At 33.3% G+C, this 17,388-nt stretch carries 10 protein-coding genes; 4 read left to right on the top strand and 6 right to left on the bottom strand.

Going from position 1 to position 17,388, the window contains the following annotated elements:
- Positions 1–3: 3 nt before the first annotated feature.
- The 4 genes from ASG22_RS01200 to ASG22_RS01215 all read right to left on the bottom strand — a co-directional run bounded on the left by ASG22_RS01200 (position 4) and on the right by ASG22_RS01215 (position 6,761).
- Positions 4–3,225, bottom strand: a complete 3,222-nt coding sequence (locus ASG22_RS01200; RefSeq protein ID WP_055979294.1) for a SusC/RagA family TonB-linked outer membrane protein — start codon at positions 3,223–3,225, stop codon at positions 4–6.
- A gap of 72 nt (positions 3,226–3,297) precedes the next feature.
- Positions 3,298–4,107 carry a FecR family protein gene (locus ASG22_RS01205; protein WP_055979297.1) on the bottom strand — a complete coding sequence of 270 codons (810 nt, stop codon included), beginning with the start codon at positions 4,105–4,107 and terminating at the stop codon, positions 3,298–3,300.
- Positions 4,108–4,268: 161 nt separating this feature from the next.
- Positions 4,269–4,760 carry an RNA polymerase sigma factor gene (locus tag ASG22_RS01210; protein ID WP_055979300.1) on the bottom strand — a complete coding sequence of 164 codons (492 nt, stop codon included), beginning with the start codon at positions 4,758–4,760 and terminating at the stop codon, positions 4,269–4,271.
- Between the two features lie 195 nt (positions 4,761–4,955).
- A complete protein-coding gene (locus tag ASG22_RS01215) occupies positions 4,956–6,761 on the bottom strand; it encodes a hypothetical protein (RefSeq protein WP_055979304.1) in 1,806 nt (601 codons plus the stop codon).
- A gap of 274 nt (positions 6,762–7,035) precedes the next feature.
- Here ASG22_RS01215 and ASG22_RS01220 point away from each other — a divergent pair, with 274 nt between their 5' ends.
- The 4 genes from ASG22_RS01220 (at position 7,036) to ASG22_RS01235 (ending at position 12,664) form a co-directional block, all read left to right on the top strand.
- Positions 7,036–9,846 (top strand): TonB-dependent receptor, encoded by a 2,811-nt coding sequence (locus ASG22_RS01220; protein ID WP_055979307.1) that lies wholly within the window; start codon positions 7,036–7,038, stop codon positions 9,844–9,846.
- A gap of 30 nt (positions 9,847–9,876) precedes the next feature.
- Positions 9,877–10,902, top strand: a complete 1,026-nt coding sequence (locus tag ASG22_RS01225; RefSeq protein ID WP_055979310.1) for a phytase — start codon at positions 9,877–9,879, stop codon at positions 10,900–10,902.
- A gap of 302 nt (positions 10,903–11,204) precedes the next feature.
- Entirely contained in the window at positions 11,205–12,263 is a 1,059-nt protein-coding gene (locus tag ASG22_RS01230; RefSeq protein ID WP_055979313.1) for a 3-oxoacyl-ACP synthase III family protein, read from the top strand.
- 206 nt (positions 12,264–12,469) lie between these two features.
- The gene (locus tag ASG22_RS01235; RefSeq protein WP_055979315.1) at positions 12,470–12,664 is read left to right on the top strand and encodes a cold-shock protein; all 195 of its coding nucleotides are present in this window, start codon (positions 12,470–12,472) and stop codon (positions 12,662–12,664) included.
- Positions 12,665–12,813: 149 nt separating this feature from the next.
- Here ASG22_RS01235 and ASG22_RS01240 read toward each other — a convergent pair whose 3' ends face one another.
- Positions 12,814–13,809, bottom strand: a complete 996-nt coding sequence (locus ASG22_RS01240; RefSeq protein WP_055979318.1) for an SDR family oxidoreductase — start codon at positions 13,807–13,809, stop codon at positions 12,814–12,816.
- 404 nt (positions 13,810–14,213) lie between these two features.
- On the bottom strand, positions 14,214–17,102 hold the full coding sequence (locus ASG22_RS01245; protein ID WP_055979321.1) for an AsmA-like C-terminal region-containing protein: 2,889 nt from the start codon (positions 17,100–17,102) through the stop codon (positions 14,214–14,216).
- Positions 17,103–17,388: the final 286 nt, after the last annotated feature.

Below are 17,388 nucleotides of genomic sequence, written 5' to 3' on the forward strand. Positions count from 1 at the left end.
AATTTAAAATTTAAGATTAAAGCCCATTGAATAAATTCTGGCAACAGGATAATATGCCTGATCGAAACCTTGTGTCAAAACATTATCTGAAGTGGCATCGATGTTCATTCCTTTATATTTTGAGATGGTAAAAATATTGTTTCCGACAAGGTAGATTTGAGCATTTTCGATTCCTATATTTTCAAGCATATTTTTAGGTAAATTAAAAGCTAATCGGAGTGACCTCAATCTTACATAATCTCCATTTTTGAAATAAAGATTTGAAGTTCTTGCTTCTTTTCTGTTATTTGAAAAATTCATATTTGGCATCCCAAAAAATCCGCCCGGATTGGAAACTGCATTGTAACGGTTATCAAAATAATATTGCGAAGCCATCCCGAAACCTTCCCCGGATTCTAAAGTGGTCACCGCATCAGCATTGTAAATTCTCTTCCCAAGTTCACTGTATAAACTGAAACTTAATTCAAAAAGACCGTATCTGAAATTGTTATTAAAACCGAAAATATATTTAGGAACGCCCGTTCCAAAGCTTCTTTTATCATTAACATCAATTTTTCCGTCTCCGTTCAGATCTTCCATAATATAATCTCCTACCATTGTTCCCGTAATATGTGGCGAATTGTTGATTTCAGCCTGATTTTTATAAATCCCAAGAATATTGTACCCGTACATTTCACCGATCGAACCGCCTACTTTTGTAATCGAGAAATTATTTTCTCCGGTAATAATTTGATTTTGACCATTAGCTAAAGCCAACACTTCATTTTTATTGGTTGAAAAATTTAAACTTCCTGAATACGTAAAATCTTTTGCAATGCTGAAAGTTTTTGATGCAATTTGCAATTCAAAACCTGAGTTTTTAATTTTACCAATATTTTGCAATGAAGTACTAAATCCTGACTGTTGCGGAACCGGAACATCGAGTAACAAACCGTCTCTATTCAGTATATAATAGTCTGCAGATATATTTAATACATTTTTAAATAGAGAAAAATCGACTCCGAAATTATTAGATCTGGACTTTTCCCAGGAAATATTCGGGTTTGGCGCTGTTGCGGTAGTGTAACCGGGAGACAAAGTTCCGCCAAAATTATAATTATCCGGATTCATTAAAGAAAGTGCCCCGAAATTCGGGATCTGATTGTTCCCATTGCTTCCTAAACTGTACCTTAATTTTAAATCTGTTACTACCTTATTCTCAGGGAAAAAGTTTTCATTACTGATCGTCCAGCCTGCCGAAAATGCGTAGAAATCTCCCCATTTGGAGTTTTTCCCAAAACGTGAAGAGCCGTCTCTCCGGTAAGATGCCATCACATTATATTTATTATCATACGTATAATTTACCCTTGTAAAATAGGAAAGCAATCTCCACTTATACTGTGTTAAAGTATTTTTAAAAGCCGTTCCGCCTGCGATATTTCTGATGCTGTTATCAGGAAATGCTGTTGCTTCTGTTAAAAGCTGCGTATTATCTTCTTGTTGGAAAGACTGCCCTGCAATTGCATCTACTCTGTGATTTCCCCACTTTCTGTCGAAGGAAAGCAAGTTTTCAATTAAATAATTTTTACGGATATATTCTGTTCTGTTGGCGAAAGTGACATCCGGGGCGGCAGCTCTGTAAGCTCCAACTGTAGATGGATCAAAGAAATTATATTCATAATTTGAATAATCTCCGCCCACCGAGAATCTGTATTTAAAACCTTTCATCAATTCCAGCTCGGTGAAAATATTTCCGAAAGTTTTAAATAAAGTATATTTTCTGTTGGTCATCTCCTGAACGGCAACAGGATTTTCGACCAAAGCGGCATCTGTAGGTGTGTTTCCTAAAATTTGCTGTGAAATCGTTGGGCTTCCGTCATCATTGTATGCCTTAAAAAACGGATACATCGTTGTTGCCATCTGTACCGGATTATAACTTCTGGACAAATCTGCGACAATAGTTCCTGTGGCGTAAGATGGAGTCATCGTAATACCTACTTTCCATTTATCCGTAAGATCAGTTGAAAGATTTACACTTGTTGAAAATTTCTCATAATCTGTACCTATTACTAACCCTTTCTGGTTAAAATAGCTTGTCGTAAAGGCATATTTACTTTTATCACTTCCTCCCGTGATATTTAATGAAGTCTGACTTATTGGTGCAGGTCTCATGACGGTATTCAGCCAGTCGGTATCTGTTAATCCCGGTTGCTTTGCCAAGTAAGGTGCTAAATAATCCGGAATCAATTCCCTCAAAGAAGCGCCTTTGCTTATTCTTGTTGCAGTATCATCTAAACTGCTTCTGTTACTTCCTTTGGATAGATAATTATTATCTCTTGCCTCTTTAAGGAAAGTCGCCATATCATAAGCATTCACCAGTTTTACATTGTCGCTTCTGGTCTGCATTCCGTAATAAGTATCAAAAGAAACATTCATTCTTCCCTTTTTCCCCTGCTTCGTTTCAATAATAATAACTCCGTTAGCACCTCTTGAACCATAAATGGCAGCAGAAGCGGCATCTTTTAGGATATCAATTTTAGCAATGGAATTAGGGTCTATTGCATTTAGATTTGAACCTTCGGTTAAAGGAAATCCGTCTACCACAATCAATGGATTTGAACCTGCCGTTAAAGTTCCTATACCTCTCACTCTGATGGATGGTGAGCTTCCCGGACTCGCATTAGCTTGTGTAATCTGAATACCTGTAGCCTTTCCTGCAATTAAATCTCCGAAATTACTTGAAGCTACGCCTTTCATCTGTTTTTCGTCAATAGAAGAAATAGATCCTGAATTGTTTTTCTTGCTTTGTTTTCCGTAACCTACCAAAACGACTTCATCAATTGTTTTCTCTTTAGATTTTGCAGTATCTTTTACAGAATTTGCCTCATCTAAAAAGTGAACAGCATTCATTCTCTGGATATTGGCAATTGTTTTTGGATTCAGGCGAACCGTAACTGTTTTCTGATCAACATTAAAATCTAACCCCACATTTTTCTTCAGATAATCTAAAGAAGCTGATAAAGACTGATAATTAATTTGAGATTCATCAATCTGAATATCTTTCAGATCTGAAACTGAATAAAAGAATTTTACTCCATGTAATTTTGAGAGCTTCTCAAAAACTTTAATTAAAGAAGTTTTCCTCTGAATTACAGATTGTTGAAAACATTTTTTAGCCTCTGCGAAGGAAAATTGTGGTGCACACAAAAGCCCTAACAACATCATGCTAATTGTTGTTTTTTTCATAGCTTTGCTTAAAATTAGTTGTTATTTGACTGATTTATATTCAATGCATCGGTAACCCCCATTACCGCTGCATTATTTTTTTAGAACAATATGATTATCTGAAATTTTATTTGTCTTTAAATTAAACGGAAAACTCATGGTTTGAAGCACCTTATCCAGATTTCCGATGATATCACCGTCGATAATATTACTTTTAAATTCCTGCGGATAATCTATGGTGATATTATATGTTTCCTCTAGTTTTGAAATAGCTTCACTGAATTTCATATCATTAAAATTGAACTTCCTTTGTACATCCTGATCATAGAAATGTTTCTCAATTCCATTTTTGTCTGCGAGCCAGGTTTCTTTAGGAAGAAGATAAGTGATATGACCTTCATAATCAACCTTTACTTTGCCTTCTTTCAGATAGACTTTGTTATTTTCTTTCTGATCTAATATAAATTGAGTTCCTAAAACCTGTACCTTAAAACCTTTTGCATCTATAATAAACGGTAAGTTTTTATTTTTTGCAACAGAGAAAAAAGCTTTTCCGGTAAAAGAAACGTTTCTGGCTTTCGAGCCGAAATCTTTCGCCAGTTTCAGTTTACTTTGAGGTTCAAGCGTAATGGATGTTCCATCTGGTAAGACAAATTCTTTCTTTTCATTAGCCGTTTGAAAAACCAGTTCCTTCTGAGTCAAAAATGAATTTTCACCGCCTACAAAAAATAAACCTGTTACAATGAATAATGGCAAAAGAACCGCTGCAACCGTAATAAACTTTCTTCTATTATTTCTAACCTGAATTTTTCGTTCAAGCCCGATCCAAATTCTTTGGTCTGAAGCTGTATTGATTTTACGGTTTTCTTCTTGTACCGATTTCCACTGATTTTCGAAATCCATAGTATTCTTTTGTCTTTATTAGAGAATACGCTGAAGTAGTACAATCGTCCACCCCACTTTTCCTGAATTAATAATTAATTCATATTGATTAACATTGCGTTTAATTTAAAAACAATGTATCATCCGAGTTTGTAATCGGAAAACTCGTAAGTATTAGATGATTAGAAAAAGTTTAGATTTGTTCTTAGAAACTTCAACACTTTATTGACGTGCTTTTCAACAGCCGTTTTGGAAATATCATTTTCCTGAGCAATAGTAAAAAGGCTGAGATTCTGGATTTTATTTTTGATGAAAAAATCCCGGCTTCTTTCGGGAACCTGTTCGAGAAGATTTTCAATTTTTTGAAGCTGATCTTCCTGTGTGATTTTCTTTTCGATATCAGAATTTTCTTCAGTATTTGTCTCCTTAGAATTTTCCAATGGAACGAAAATCATTTTTCTTTTTCGGTAGAAATGGGAGATTTCCTGTTTGGCAGATTTAAATATAATTGCCTCAGTTTGAGATGCAGAATCAGTTTTGGAAAGGTGTTTCCAAACGTGTATAAAAATATCCTGTACCAACTCTTCAATGTCATTTTCATCAGAAACATATTTAGCCACAAAAAAATACACTCGGTGTTTGTATGTGGAATATATTTCTTTAAAATCCTCCATTTTGCAATATGTCTTAGTAGAATTTAGAACTCGGTTTTGCAAAAGTATCTAAAAGTGACATCAATCACATTAAGCTTATATTAAGTTTAATTTTTAGAAATTGTATATATGTTAAATATTTTACTTTCTTGGAAATATGACGAAAATTTTTTCTATAAAAAGAGCCTTTACATACAGTTAAAGGCTCTTTTATTTTTATTTTTGAATCTGTAGAATTTCTATTTCCAACAGAGATATTTGATATTGCTGAAGCTGCTCAATGAGTAACAAATCTTTCTTAAAAAAATCCGATTCTGCGAATATATTCCTGTAATAATAAATTCCCTGCAAAAGATTTTCTTTAAAAGTGTTCCATTTTTTAACCTGAGAATTGGTAATCGCTTCAGAAAAATATGCAATTTCTTTTTTGAGATGATCAACATATAATTTCAGTTCGTTGATAAACATATTCGGCCGGTTATTTTCCGAAATAATATTATCATTTCCATAAATATGCTTTACCATTTTTGAAAGAGAAACTTCTTTATCAAAAAATGCCAAATTCGGTCCCGGACAGATGACAACACCTTGCTTTTCACCTTTTATTTGTAGATTCTGCTCCATGTAGGCCGCATTTACCAAGCCCACGCAGAGACAGGCTTTTTCAGTAATTTTTGCCTTTCTATTTTCAAATTGTTTTTCCGTTAACTGTTCTTTTTCATTTTCAAGCTCCGAAAGTTTAATATCCTGATATTTCTTTGAAGCAGTACAGATTCCTTCATTTGAAAACTCTTTACTTAAAGCCAACAATTTCTTAGGGCAAGAACTTCCGTAATGGTTTTTATTTTCTTTGTTTCGTCTAAAAATTTCGTTTGAAGTTCCTTTCACTGTATTAAAAGGTACTCCCAAAGGAGAAATATTGCTTAAATAAAAATCTTCTTCTTTAGATTTAATCAACAATTCACGGGTCTCTCGATCCATCGCCGTAGCTTCCGGAACCAATAAAAACGGAGATCCCCAACCCACACTGTCAACATCATAATTTTTCAGTAGAAAATCGTGTTCTTCAGATGTTCCTACCCCACCCTGAACGGTAATTTTCATTTTAAGAGGTTCAGAAACTGTATGTTTTCCTTTTTGCTCTAAAGCTTTAAGCATTAATGAAAAAGCAGATTGAATCAAATCATTCTTTTTTTGCTTAAATTCTTCCATAATCGGACCTAACAGCAAACCTTCTGTTGCAAAAGCATGACCACCACAATTCAAGCCGGATTCTATTCTGTATTCTGAAACCCAAAGTCCTTTTTTAGCCAAAAAATTCCCCTGAATCATTGCTGAACGGAAATCACTTACTTTTAGAATAATTTTTTTCTTTAAAAATCCGTTTTCATCAGGAAAAAAATCGTTGAATTCTTCAATATAACTGTACAAACGAGGATTCATGCCTGCAGAAAGTACAACTGATGAAGATAATTTACTGTTGGCAAAACCACGCAAAGACGCATGAGCGTCATTGTACATAATAGGTAGCTGCTCATTTTTACTAAAATTATCTTTGTCAACTTTCGTCATGATGTTGACATCTATACTTCCGGGAGTAAGATGTGTCTCAACAAAATTTTTAATGGAAGAAGTAAGATTATCTTTCTGATTGAGAAAATTCTGAAAACTATCCTTCAACTCAGAGGTATTAGGAAGCATTTCCACAAAATTCATCAAAGCCGTTTTGTTTTTAGAAATTTCTTCTTTAAATGCCTCAAATTTTTCGTTGACAATATCATCCATCATGTCCAGATAAGCGGTTATTCTTTTGGCACGATAGTCTTCTATCTTCGTAGAAATACTTAAGAAATTCAGATTGAACTTCTTACTGTAAAAATTTTTCATCTTTTCTATAATCTCATCATCAATTATAGAAACTACGGAAGAAATTCCGTACTGCGCCACACGAATCGGACTATCGATCGTGTAAGCTAATCCCATTACGGGAATATGGAAATTGTGCAAAGGTTTTTTAATCATTATTATATTTAAATTAAAATAATTCTTACCTCTAAATTCCCATCAACTAATTCACGCCTACAAAATTATCAGTTTAAAATTAATTATGCATATAATAATAAATATTTTTCTAAGAAATATGTTGAAAATCATTCATAGAAAAATTTAAGAATATCATAACATTGATCCGGATAATACTATTTTACGTAACAATTCTTTAAGACAAGCATAAAACTCTGTTCAACTCATTCTCTAACCAACTATTTAATTTTGCAAGAATTTAAATCGAAAGAAAGTGAAGAAAATTTTTACCTCTGTGCTGTTTTGCGCATCCATATATTTTTATGCTCAGACAGGAACGGTTTCGGGAAACATTAATGACGATGCCAGAATCGCATTACCTGGAGCAAAAATATCTCTGACTCCCGGAAATATCTACACAACATCCGACGACCACGGAAATTTTGTATTTCTTAATGTTCCGGCAGGAAATTATACGATGTCAATCGATTATTTGGGATATGGAATTCATGAATATAGTGTAGCGGTAGAATCAGACAAAAATACCAAACAGAATATTGTTTTCGCCAAAAAAGAAACAACCATACAGGAAGTTGTTGTCAACGGAGCAACATTAAAAAATCAGGCAAGAGCTTTAAATAAACAGAAAAGTAACGCCAATATTACCAACGTAATTTCTTCAGACCAAATCGGACGTTTTCCGGATGCCAATATTGGTGATGCATTGAAGCGTGTTCCGGGAATTACCATTCAAAATGATCAGGGTGAAGCAAGAAATTTGATTATCAGAGGTCTGGCTCCCAACTTAAATTCTGTAACACTGAACGGTGACAGAATCCCATCTGCTGAAGGCGATAACAGAAATGTTCAGATGGATTTAATTCCTTCCGATATGATTTCCACGATTGAAGTCAACAAAACCCTAACTCCCGATATGGATGCAGATGCAATCGGAGGTTCAGTTAATTTGATTACCAGAGCTTCACCGAACGGCCAGAGAATTTCTGCAACCTTGGCTGGAGGTTATAATCCGATTCGTGAAAAAGGAAATTATACCGCAGGTTTGGTGTATGGAGACCGTTTTTTAAATAAAAAATTAGGAGCCGTTTTCAGTTTTTCATATAACAATAATAATTTCGGATCAGACAATATTGAGCCAACCTGGAGTTTAGCTAATGATGCTGCGCAAACTGCTTATGTAAGCAAAATGGGAATCCGATATTATGATGTTCAGCGTATCAGACATAGTTTTGATTTAAATCTTGATTATGAATTTAATTCTAAAAATAAGATTTATGCTTCAGCAATGTATAATTTCAGAACCGACAGAGAAAATCGTTATGCTTTAGGATACAAAATTAAACCAGTCTACAACGATGACGAATCTGAAATAACAGGCTGGAAAGGAAGCATGACAAGACAAAATAAAGGCGGAGATTTTAATAATGACAATGCACGTCTTGAAAGACAGAAAATTCAGAATTATGCACTACGCGGAGAGCATCTTTTAGGTTCAAAAATCGATTTGGACTGGTCGATGAACTACGCCATGGCAAGTGAGAAAAAACCGCATCAACGTTATATTGAATTTGAAAGTGACGGCTTGAAATTCAATACAGATTTCAGCGATTCTCAAAAACCAATGATCTCAACAATCGGAGCAGATAATCTTGCAAACTATCAGCTGAGTGACCTTTCGGATGCTAATGATTTTACGCAGGAAAAAGAATTTGGAGCTAAAGTGAATTTACGTTTCCCATTCTCGGTTATCGACGAACAAAAAGGAAGAATCCGTGTGGGAGCCCGTCTGCGTTTAAAAACCAAAGAAAGAGAAAATGATTATTTTGCTTTTGAGCCCATCAATGATATCGGAAGTCTACTGAATGTTCCAACTACGAATTTTGACGGACACAACTTTCAGCCGGGAAATTACATTCCGGGAACTTTTGCCAGTGCTTCTTATTTAGGCGGATTGGATTTGTTTAATGCTAATTTATATAATTCAGAATCAAAACCAGACGAATTTCTTTCCGGAAATTACAGTGCCAAAGAAAATATTTATGCTGGATATATCCGTTGGGATCAGGATTTTAGTGATAAATTATCAATGATTGTCGGTGCCCGTATCGAAACCACAAATATTGATTACACAGGAAATTATGTTTTGGATGAAGAAGATTTAGTAGGAAAAATCACTAACAACAATACTTACACGAATATTCTCCCAAATTTATCATTTAAATATGTTCCGACGCAGAATCTGGTTCTTCGTGCGGCATTTACAACCGCTTTGGCTCGTCCTAATTATTATGCTTTGGTTCCTTATCTTAATGTCGTTTCGGGAGACGAAGCAATTTCTGCAGGAAATCCCGATCTGAAGGCGACTTACGCTTACAATTTCGATTTTATGGCAGAAAAATATTTTAAATCTGTCGGAATTCTTTCCGGAGGTTTCTTCTATAAAAATCTGAAAGACTTCATTTATACCTATTCAAGAAAAAATTATTCTGCGGCTGATTTTGCCAATGATTTTGCCGGCCAGTCAAACCCGATTCCGGCAGGCGACAACAATTGGAATTTTACACAACAAAGAAATGGTGACAATGTAGATCTTTTCGGTTTTGAAGTTGCCTTACAAAGACAGTTAGATTTTATTCCGGGAGCTTTCTGGAAAGGGTTGGGAGTTTATGTAAACTATACTTATACCCATTCCAAAGCAAAAGGAATCACCAATGAGGATGGTTTGGAAAGAACAGATGTCGGATTTCCGGGAACTGCTCCGCATATGTTCAACGGATCACTTTCTTGGGAGAACAAACGATTTTCCGCAAGGGTTTCTATGAACTATGCTTCTCATTACATCGATCAATTGGGAGGAAATGCTTTTGAAGACCGTTATTACGATAAGCAGATTTTTCTTGATGCCAATGCTTCCTACAAGATTACAAGTAAACTGAGAATTTTTGCTGAGGCTAATAATTTAACCAATCAACCATTGAGATATTACCAGGGAATCCCAAGCAGAACGGCTCAGGCAGAATATTACAGACCGAGATTTACGATGGGTGTAAAGTTTGATTTCTAATTGAAAATATAAATAATTGTTTTAATTTAAATGAAAAAAGTAAATTACATCATAGCTTTTTCCGTTTTGCCATTTGTGGTAAATTGTGTCGGGCAAAGTCAATTAGGAAAAAAAATAAAACCAACCGTTGTTACAGAAACGGTCATGTACGATACAGACGATCCTGCGATTTGGATTAATCCTCAAGATGCATCAAAAAGTATCATTATCGGAACTGATAAAGATACGAATGGCGGTTTATATGCTTTTAATTTAGACGGAAAAATCATCAATAAAGTTTTAGGATTAAAACGTCCGAACAATGTTGATATCGAATATGGATTTAATTTAAACGGGAAAAAAATCGATTTTGCAGCGACTACAGAAAGAGAAACCAATAAAGTAAAATTGTACTCTCTTCCCGATTTGAAAGAAGTTGGGGAATTCTCTGTTTTTGATGGAGAAACGGAGCGCGGACCGATGGGAATTTCCATGTACAAAAATCCGGATACAAGTGAAATTTTTGCGATTGTCGGAAGGAAATCCGGACCAAGTGACGGTTATTTATGGCAATACAAATTACTTGAAAGAGATGGAAAAATAACGGGAGAAGTTGTAAGAAAATTCGGTAAATACAGCGGTTTAAAAGAAATTGAAAGTATTGCTGTAGATGATGAAATGGGATATATTTATTATTCCGACGAGCAATTCGGTGTTCATCAATATTATGCTGATCCGGCCAAAGGAAATGAAGAATTAGTAGTTTTCGGAAAAGGAGATTTCAAATCTGATGTTGAGGGAATTTCCATTTATCCTACTTCTTCAAATACAGGTTATATATTGGTTTCCAATCAGCAGAAAGATACTTTTAATGTGTATTTAAGGGAAAATCCTTCAAAAGGAATGATTGCAGAAATTCCGGTTTCTACCAAAGAAAGTGACGGATCGGAAGTAACCCATGTAAATTTAGGACCGAAATTTCCCAAAGGTGCTTTTGTTGCCATGAGCAACGGAAGAGTTTTTCATTTTTACGACTGGAGGATCGTTGAAGAAAAAATTAAAGCCAATATGAAATAAACAAGAATAAAATCAATTACTATATTTTCAAAGAAAGCCGTTGCGATCATTTAATTGCAATGGCTTTAATTTTTAATTAGTTAGCTAATTAATATACAACTTTTATTTTAAATTGATAGTTATTTAATAAAAAACATTTTTTAGTCTAAAGCATTGATTTGAAAATAAAATATTATGCAAAACTTTATTAATTTTGTTTAATTTTTAATTAGTGATACAATTTCCTCCTAATAATGACTATCTTTACTTCATTATTCGTTTAACCAAAATTAGAAGACAAAAAGCGTCTAAGTTTATATTTAATGACAAGTAAAATAACCGGAGTTGGTAATTATATACCTTCAGAAACAATCACCAATTTGTTTTTTGACAAACACGTTTTTCTTAATGAAGAAGGGGTTTTATTGAAAGACAACAATACAGCAATTACTGCTAAATTACAAAAAATAACAGGTATTGTAGAAAGGCGATACGCCAAAAATACTCAGGTAACTTCTGATTTGGGTTTAATTGCCGCTCAGGCAGCAATAGAAAATTCAGGAATAGATCCTGAAACATTAGATTATATCATATTTGCCCATAATTTTGGTGATGTAAAATTCGGTACTGTTCAGTCCGATATGGTGCCAAGCCTGGCATCGAGAGTAAAACATTTATTAAAAATAAAAAATAACTTCTGTGTTGCCTATGATGTTTTGTTCGGTTGTCCGGGCTGGATTGAAGGAGTGATACAGGCCAATGCATTCATCAAATCTGGTATTGCGAAAAAGTGTCTGGTAATCGGTGCTGAAACACTTTCCAGAGTTTCGGATTCGCACGACAGAGACAGTTTAATTTACGCAGATGGTGCAGGAGCAGTAGTTTTGGAAGCTTCAGAAGATGAATCTGGAATACAGTCTCATTTATCTGCTTCTTTTACATTTAAAGAAAAAGATTATCTGTATTTTGGAAAGTCATATAATAATGAAGAATGTCAGGACACAAAATACATTAAAATGGATGGGAGAAAAATCTATGAATTTGCTCTTGTAAATGTTCCTGAAGCCATGAAACAATGCCTTGATAAAAGCGGATATTCTATTGATCAGTTAAATAAAATCATCATTCATCAGGCAAACGAAAAAATGGATGAAGCTATTGTAGAGAGGTTTTATCAGCTTTACGACAAGCCACTTCCTGATAATATAATGCCAATGGTTATTGATAAATTGGGTAACAGCAGTGTTGCAACAATTCCTTCTTTATTGACGATGATTCTGCAGGACGAACTAGAATCTCATAAGATTGAAAAAAATGATATTGTTTTATTTGCATCGGTAGGTGCTGGAATGAATGTTAATGCTTTTGTTTATAAATTTTAAATAGTAAAGTCACTCATTTTTGATAATATAATATTTTTTTGTCAATCAATTAATTAAAATAAAGAATATTCATTTATTTATTGTATATTTGCAAAGTAAATAGGTTCTTATTTAAAACAATTAAGTTTTTAGTTCCTGTTTATGGTTAACATTTTAGCTTTTAAAATGTGGCCAAATAATAACAACAATTTTTTAATACAATTACCATGCAAGAAGGTACAGTAAAATTTTTTAACGAAACAAAAGGTTTCGGATTCATTTCTCCAGCAGACGGTGGAAAAGACGTATTTGTACATTCATCAGGTTTAGTTTCTAGAAACATCCGTGAGAATGACCAAGTAACTTTTGAAGTAAAAGAAGGACCAAAAGGTTTAAATGCAGTTAATGTAAAATTAGCGTAGGCATTTGAATATCTGAAATATATAAAAATAAATTTTTCATTATCTTTTGAAATTCGAAAGGTTTTAAAAAATTCAGATATTAAAAAGTACAAAAGCTCTGATCAATGCGATCAGAGCTTTATTTTTATGTTTAATAGATAAAACTATTCTCATTTATTACTTGAAGATCTATTTTTTAAGATCATATATGCTAATCCCAATCCAACTCCTGCAACTAAAGCTATCTTAGTTTTTCTTGAAGGTACAGGAAGTATGGTTTCTCCATAAATACGATGTGGCTCAGAGGAAGGTTCCAATACATTTCCAGAATCAGCGGGAGCATTTTTAATTTTCATCATCAGTCTCATAGCCGCAGAAGCCGTATTGATAATTGGTTTAGGAAATAATCCGTACATATTTTTAAGCAACAAGGAAGTAAAATCCGGAAATAAATCTTTTCTTGGATTTTTTGCCAACTCAACAATTTTAGCCGCTGTATCTCTCGGATCTGCCGCAAACGGAGGAATTTTAAAATCCAAACCCGAATATTTAGCAGAATGCATATTTCCTGTAGATCGCTGAATCTGTGGATAAAGATTACAAATATGAATATCTTCGAAGTCCGAAATTTCACCATGAAGACATTCCATCATGCCACGAATTCCGAATTTCGTTGATGAATAAACTGCGCTGTAAGGTGCAGGCATGAATCCACCAATTGAGACATTATTAATTAAAATACCGTCGTTCTGCTTTTTGAAAATCGGTAAAACACTGTACGCACCATGCATATATCCGAAAAGATTGGTTTTAATAACCTGTTCGTTCAGATCCATTGGGATTTCTTCAAACTTTCCGCTCGCCATAACACCTGCATTATTCACCCAAATATCAATTCTGCCGTTAAATTGCAATGCTTTATTGGCTAAATTCTGAACATCTGAAGCTATAGAAACATCAGTCGGAATGCCAATTGCCGAAACTTCTAAATCTCTGCACAAAGACACCACTTCATCAAGTCCTTCCTGCCCTCTTGCTGCAATTACAATATTGCAGCCTTCCAAAGCAAACGCTTCTGCAGTCGCTCTACCTACTCCACTGCTTCCTCCCGTAATGACGACGGTCTTTCCTCTAAGGCTTTTTTCAATTATATTGTTTGATTTCATTTTGTGAATGGTTTTGAATTTAGTATCTAAAATCAACCTATTATCATGCCATACAATTCTATCATTAATTAATTTGATGAAATCTTGACTGATAGAATGTCTATCAAAGAACAGTATAAAAATTTCTAATGATGAATTCGACTAAAACTTAAAAATTATTATTTTTTCTTAAATAATCTTAAATTTTCATAATAAAAAACTGATAATAAATTCTTGGCACAATATTTTAATATAGTATAATAACTCAGTTTAATTTGAGTTTTCATGGTTATTAGTTTTTATCCTCAGGTTTCTGAGGATTTTTTGTTTTTATAGATGATATAATATTATATTAACAAAAAATCGAGTTTCGACAAATCAAATATTTGTCAAAACTCGATCAACTAACTGAATTTTACTATAAATTATTTTTCTTTAATATCTTTTTTAATTTGTTTTTCTGCCTGTATTGCTTTTTGTTCCTGAACTTTCTTAGTTTTACGCTGTTCTCTTCTTGATTTTTTCTCGGCACGTCGCTCTTCTCTAATAATCTTGTTCGATTTTGTATTATACAAAGCATCTACAATTCCCTGTCCGGTTTTGCTGAAAATTTTAATTTTTGGTTTTTCATGAGTTCCGGTGACAACAACCGGAAAACCTATCAGTCCACCAGGCAGAATTCCTACTCTTATTCTTAAATCCAATAATCCGTTAAAACTCGTTGTACCGCTGATTGTAGGTCTTAAAATAGAAACTTTAAACGTAAATTTATCTACGTGAATCAAATTATTCTTGATATGTGTTTCAATATTCACGCCCTTCATATTCGGATCATTAAACGCTTTCGCCCCGATATTATCACCAACTGCCGAAAGCATTTTCAAATTTTTCACTTCCACGTCACGAAGATTTACAACTCCTCCGCCTTCTAGAGAAGGATAAATTGGAGCCATATTTTTGTCAAAATCTCCTTTTAATTTATAATCTACAGATACAATTCCCTTTACATTTTTTGCGGCAGTTGCCATTTCACGCACCATATCAATTTCTTTATAAGCCCTTTGTACATCAAAATCCAATACTTTCAATGCAACATCATAATTGGCCGTCAACGGAGATTCATCCTGATAACGGGCATCAATATTCATACGGCTTCCAACGACATCAAATGAAGTATTTTTAAGGTAAACCTGACCTGCATTTACCGAAGCTGTTCCTATAAGATGATTTAAACCTAATCCTTTAAACTCAACTTTTTTTGTATTAACGTCCAGAGAAACATCCAGATTTTTAGGAACAATCACAACTCCGCTACTTTTAGGGTTTTCTACTTTTGCATATTCAACTTCTATCGATTTATCTGTATTATCTCCATTTTTCAACGCCATAAATTCATCGATTAAAATGTAATTAGAATTAAGTCCAAATTTGCCGTGAAGTGTTCCTTTTCTTTCGATAAAATAATTGATTGTATTTAAAAGATAACCATTTAAAGCAAAATCTGATTTTCCATACGTTGCAAAAAATTTCCTGAACCACATTTTTTCATTTTCAAACTGAAAATTTCCTTCTTTGATGTAAAATGATTTCGGTAAATATTCTGTAGTGGCTTTTATATTTTTTAAAATTAAATTTCCTTTATTATCCAATTTGCTGTATTGACCTGTCGTAGCATAGCTCTGTCTGCCATTTAGGGAAAGATCAGCCATAATCAATCCACTGATATCCAATCCTTTTTTCGCAAATACTTTATAAATTCTGCCGACATTCAAAACACCTTTTGCTTTAACTTTATATAAAACATCTTCAAAATTTTGTAAATCTGCATTGATGAAAACAGGATTTCCTTCAAAATCAAACTTAAACGGATCAAGCTTTACCCCTAAACTTTTAAATGTCCCATCTGTATTGATAATATTCGCAACAATATTGATATTCTGAATTGGGTTTGGATAATACTTTGTCTTCAACCAGCCATTTTTCAGATTAAGATATCCATCGGTTTTAGGAAATAATTTTTTATCTAAACTAAATATTCCATTGGCTTTTATATCTGTATTCATCAAGCCTCTCACATCAATATCTTTCAATCCTAATGCATTATTTAAAGTCTGAAGATCTACAACGCCTTTTATTTTAGCCTCAACCTGCATTTCGTTCATACCTTTTGTCTGTACAGCTGCTTTAAAATTATTCGGTCCAAGATCAAAACTTAAATTTCTCAAATCCAGACCTAACTGTTCTGTGTCTAACGAAGGCAAATCAACATTTAGATCCATATTAAGATGATTCATAGGAACGGGCGCTTTTCCGTTAGAAACAAATCCGTCTTTTACAAAAAGTCTTGCTTTTAATCTAGGTTTAAGATTTTTCTGCTCACTAAATCTTCCTTTCAAACTGAAAAACAAATCACTATTTCCTTCAATTTTAGTGTCTTTTGCCCAATCCAGATATTGTGGCGGCAGTACAGAAATCATATCACGGATAGTTGTTTTTTCAGAAGCGGCTTCAATATTAAGGTTATACCCATCCTTTAAAATACTCAAAAATCCTGTGAATTTCAACGGCAAATCATTAATTCTCAATTCATTTTTACGTAAAACGAAAGTTAATGCGTTGGTATTTATTCTTGTAATTAAATCGGCGTGAAGCGATTTTTGTTTTGCATAATAAATTCTATTTAGACTAAAATCAACCTTATCAATATTAAGATCCGTTTCCAGATCAAAAATATCCTGACTTAATCCACCTTTTCCTGTATAATTTAATCCTTTTGCATCTACTAAAATCCTTGCAGAATGATCATTATACTTTATATTAAAATTTCTGAACTTTATAAGATCCAATTTAATAGAAGCTGCGGTTGCTGTTGTATCTTTCGGTTTTTCGGATGGTTTTGACACATAAACATTATAATTAGCTTCCCCTTTACTGTTAACAAAAACATTGGCATTAGCATCTGTTACGTAGATTTCATCGATTTTAACTTCACCGTCAAAAATCAGATTTTTTAAATTAATTCCTGCTGCCACTTCTTTAGCAGAAAGCAAGGTGTCATTTTGAAATGGTTTTGAACCTTGTAAAACCAAATCATCCACAGAAACTGTAAGCGATGGAAAATGCCTGAAAAATGACAGGTGAGTTTTTTTATAATCTAATTTTCCTGCAAGATGTTTATTGGCAAAGATCTTCACCTGCTGAGAAATCGTTCCGGGAAATAATATAGGAATTATAAACATTAGAAATAAAATTGCCACAATTGAAATTCCTGTCCATTTTAGAATTTTCAAAATTATTTTTTTGAACCTTTCCATAATTTATAATCTTGAGTTGATAATATATCCTATTTTTAGCTATTAAAGTTTATAATTATCTAAAATCAAGCCATTTCACATAAAATAAAATCTGCTTCTTTATGAGATTGATTGAAAATATATTATAAGTAAATTTAAATAACTCCTATTTTCTGTTTTCATTATAATTTCACATAATATGATGATAAAACTTATAAATTAATATCTCAACAATAAGATACCACAAAAATTATTGTTAAATTTACACAGTATTCATAATTTTTATTTAATCTAACCCACACAATAA

Source organism: Chryseobacterium sp. Leaf405, assembly GCF_001425355.1.
In the GTDB taxonomy this organism is placed as follows: domain Bacteria; phylum Bacteroidota; class Bacteroidia; order Flavobacteriales; family Weeksellaceae; genus Chryseobacterium.

Coding starts and splice junctions, on each gene's coding strand:
- ASG22_RS01235 (WP_055979315.1), top strand. CDS start 12,470: ATGCAAGAAGGTACAGTAAAATTTTTTAACGAAACAAAAGGTTTCGGA.
- ASG22_RS01210 (WP_055979300.1), bottom strand. CDS start 4,760: ATGGAGGATTTTAAAGAAATATATTCCACATACAAACACCGAGTGTAT.
- ASG22_RS01200 (WP_055979294.1), bottom strand. CDS start 3,225: ATGAAAAAAACAACAATTAGCATGATGTTGTTAGGGCTTTTGTGTGCA.
- ASG22_RS01225 (WP_055979310.1), top strand. CDS start 9,877: ATGAAAAAAGTAAATTACATCATAGCTTTTTCCGTTTTGCCATTTGTG.
- ASG22_RS01240 (WP_055979318.1), bottom strand. CDS start 13,809: ATGAAATCAAACAATATAATTGAAAAAAGCCTTAGAGGAAAGACCGTC.
- ASG22_RS01245 (WP_055979321.1), bottom strand. CDS start 17,102: ATGGAAAGGTTCAAAAAAATAATTTTGAAAATTCTAAAATGGACAGGA.
- ASG22_RS01205 (WP_055979297.1), bottom strand. CDS start 4,107: ATGGATTTCGAAAATCAGTGGAAATCGGTACAAGAAGAAAACCGTAAA.
- ASG22_RS01215 (WP_055979304.1), bottom strand. CDS start 6,761: ATGATTAAAAAACCTTTGCACAATTTCCATATTCCCGTAATGGGATTA.
- ASG22_RS01230 (WP_055979313.1), top strand. CDS start 11,205: ATGACAAGTAAAATAACCGGAGTTGGTAATTATATACCTTCAGAAACA.